The following is a 2,856-nucleotide window of genomic DNA, read 5'->3' as shown; positions in this document are numbered from 1 at the left end:
CCCGCACCAAAGAAAGAAAGGGTGCGGGTTTTTTTATTCGTCCGCGTCCCTTCGCTGGCATGATCCAGATCAGGTTCCACGGGTTGCTTCAGCCTTACTACGCCGAAGCTCTCAGTCCCTTTCGGGACACCCCTGGCGGAATTAACGGCTTGATTCTAATGCGCCATGAGGCGCCTTGTCAAGGCGGCTTTCTGTCGCTGAACATCCCTCCTTCTCCATGCCGCAAGAGACCACCAACGCTATCCTCTCGATTTGTATAGAAATAATCGATGCTGAATCCCCTCCACCGTCGGCGTATACTATTGTCGTTTTAAGGAACAACGCATCCCAATGTTGAAACACACCCTACTTATTGCGTGTTCGATGCTGACTGCCGCCGGCTGCGCTTCAGCCCCGGAAATCTACCACCCGACCGCACGCTATTACGTCGGGAAGCAACTGCCGATCGACGATGGGTCTCCCCAGATCGAAACGGGCAAACCCAATCTCATCATTGACGGCCTGAACCATTACCTGATCAGCCTGCCCACCAAGCTTCTGCTCCTGAACTGGCAGGCGCTCGACCACAAATTTCCCGACCACAGTCGCGCGCTGCTTGAGAAGTATCTTGAGATGAACCAGCTCCGGTCGGTGAAAATCCGGCACAACGAGTACGCTCCGATCGGCGAGTGGAAACGATTGGTGCATAACAAGGAGATCGGCGCCGGGTACAGATACACGCTTGGGCTGCTCTCGTGGCTCAAGTACACGCTGCTGCCCGATCGGCTGTTCGCCGGCCTGCCCCTGCCGATCATCGGAGGCGGCGACCATTTCAATCCGTTCACCAACACGATCAACGTCTACTCCGGCGACGTGACCATTCTGCTCCACGAGGCGGGCCACTCCAAGGATTATACGGAGCACGAATGGAAGGGCACCTCGTTCGCGCTTCCCCGGTTGATTCCCGGAATCGACCTCCTCCAGGAGGCGGCGGCATCATCAGACGCCATTCAGTTTCTGCAATGCATTCGTGATGAAGAGGATGAGCTCCGGGCCTACTACACCCTCATTCCCGCCTACTTCACCTATATCGGCGGCTATGCGCCCGGCGGCCTGATCGTCTATCTGCCGATTGTGGCCACCGGCCACGTCACCGGGCGGGTGCAGAGCTATGTCCGCGCCCGAGCCATCCGGGAAGAGGATGCGGCTCCATCCGGCACGAGCCGGCGTGACTTCCTCCCCGACTTCTGCGTGCCGTTTACCGCCCCAGCCCCAAAACACATGACGGCCGAATCACCGGAAACACCTGATCAGGTTACATCCACCACATCGAAGGAATGAGAGGAGATACCATGCGCAAGAACGCGATCCTGTCGACATTCAGTCTGGCCATCATGGCCCTGAGCATGACGGCTTGCACCCATGCCCTTGAGGTCAAGAACCTTGACCTCTATGCCGCATCGGTGCACCTCGTACAAATTGAGCCGCCCGTGAAGGTCGCCGTCCTGCCGTACGAAGGCAGTCCCGACGGACAGTTTTACTTCAATACACTGGTCGAACGGTTGAGCCGGCGGCCCGGAATCGCCAAACTTCAAACGGACTACATCGTCAACCAGCCAAACGAGTTCAACCCCGATGTCATTCTCTCGATCAATCCCACCGTGAAGTATCGCAGCTCCGGCTGGAACTTCCTGATCAACTTCCCTGGGTTCATCATCTTCACGCCCGCATGGAACGGCTATGTCTATCACGCCGACATCATGACTGACATCAGCATCAATGACAAAAACGGGACCGAGCTCTCCAGCACGAAGATTCCGATCAGCTACAGCATCCGTGAAGCCGAGATGGACCGAACGATCTGGACCGGACTCACCTGGCTGGAAGTGGGCATCCTGGCATTTGGCGGGGGCATTTACAACGCCAATGTGTTCGATCGCGACATCATCGGCACGCTCGAATATTACGTGCGTGATAATTACGCCACGTTTATTTCGAATGAGATGCAGCCAAAGATCCGGGCCGCTCAGAACGTCCTGCGCGCACGAGGGAGCACGAGCGAGAGCGGTCAGGCGGAAAAGTCTTCCAGTCCCTCTACGGAATCCAGCCCACCGCCATCGACAAACGCCAGTTCTTCCACCCCTCCCACAACTTCCGAAGAGGCAAAATCTCCCGCCCCTTAGAGAACTCCAACAAACATCGGGGAGCTCTTATGGCGGCCAAAAGAATGTCTCATTCACGTCGCTGAACGACCCGCCGGGGCTGGGGCCGCCGTCGAGCACATACACCCGCTCCCCCACCACCGCCGCGCCCAGACCGTGGCGGCTGGTCGGCATCGGGGCCAGCGTTGTCCATTGGTCTGCGGCTGGATCGTAGGCCTCGTTCTCATGAAAGGTGCCGGCCGGCGCTTCCCCACCGAAGACCAGCATCCGGCCACGCAGGACCGCCGTGGCCACACCGCTGCGGGGCGTGGGCAACGGCTTGCCGGTTCGCCAGCTGTCGGTCTTCAAGTCGAAGAGTTCGGTCGTTGCCAGATTATCGGCATAGGAGGAATGTAAACGACCTCCGGCAGTGATCAGCAGTTCGCCGATGACAGCCGCCCCCAGATGATCCCGCGGCGTGGGTAACGGCGGAAGTGCACTCCAGCGATCGGTGGCGGGATCATAGACTTCCAACGCACCGCTGTTCTGCTTATCCTCCCCCATCCCGCCGACCGCGTAGAGCAAACCATCCCGCACTGCCACGGCCAACCCACCCCGCCTGGTCGGCATCGACGCCCTCGACCGCCAGCGATCCAAGACCGGATCATACTCATAGACGGTATTGACGGGCGTCCAGGAGAAGGTGCCGCTGAAACCGCCGATGACATAGAGTTTG

3 protein-coding genes and 1 riboswitch are annotated in these 2,856 nt (G+C 58.7%); of the genes, 2 read left to right on the top strand and 1 reads right to left on the bottom strand.

Going from position 1 to position 2,856, the window contains the following annotated elements; translation table 11 throughout:
- Positions 1-29 precede the first annotated feature (29 nt).
- Positions 30-144: riboswitch (TPP riboswitch) on the bottom strand.
- A gap of 219 nt (positions 145-363) precedes the next feature.
- Together HY067_00015 and HY067_00010 are read left to right on the top strand one after the other, a co-directional pair.
- The gene (locus tag HY067_00015) at positions 364-1,320 is read left to right on the top strand and encodes a hypothetical protein (protein MBI3526337.1); all 957 of its coding nucleotides are present in this window, start codon (positions 364-366) and stop codon (positions 1,318-1,320) included.
- 11 nt (positions 1,321-1,331) lie between these two features.
- Positions 1,332-2,162 (top strand): hypothetical protein, encoded by an 831-nt coding sequence (locus tag HY067_00010; GenBank protein ID MBI3526336.1) that lies wholly within the window; start codon positions 1,332-1,334, stop codon positions 2,160-2,162.
- A gap of 27 nt (positions 2,163-2,189) precedes the next feature.
- Here the strand turns inward: HY067_00010 and HY067_00005 are convergent.
- Positions 2,190-2,856 (bottom strand): galactose oxidase (locus tag HY067_00005; protein MBI3526335.1); only part of this gene is annotated, 667 nt, incomplete at its 5' end.

The organism is Betaproteobacteria bacterium, assembly GCA_016194905.1.
Classification (GTDB): Bacteria; Pseudomonadota; Gammaproteobacteria; order Burkholderiales; family JACQAP01; genus JACQAP01.
Note: the sequence above shows the minus strand (reverse complement) of the source record. Positions and strands in the feature narration are given on the sequence as shown.

What these genes read in the sequence shown, in the direction of transcription:
- HY067_00015 (MBI3526337.1), top strand. Translation starts at nt 364, where the DNA reads ATGCTGACTGCCGCCGGCTGCGCTTCAGCCCCGGAAATCTACCACCCG.
- HY067_00010 (MBI3526336.1), top strand. Translation starts at nt 1,332, where the DNA reads ATGCGCAAGAACGCGATCCTGTCGACATTCAGTCTGGCCATCATGGCC.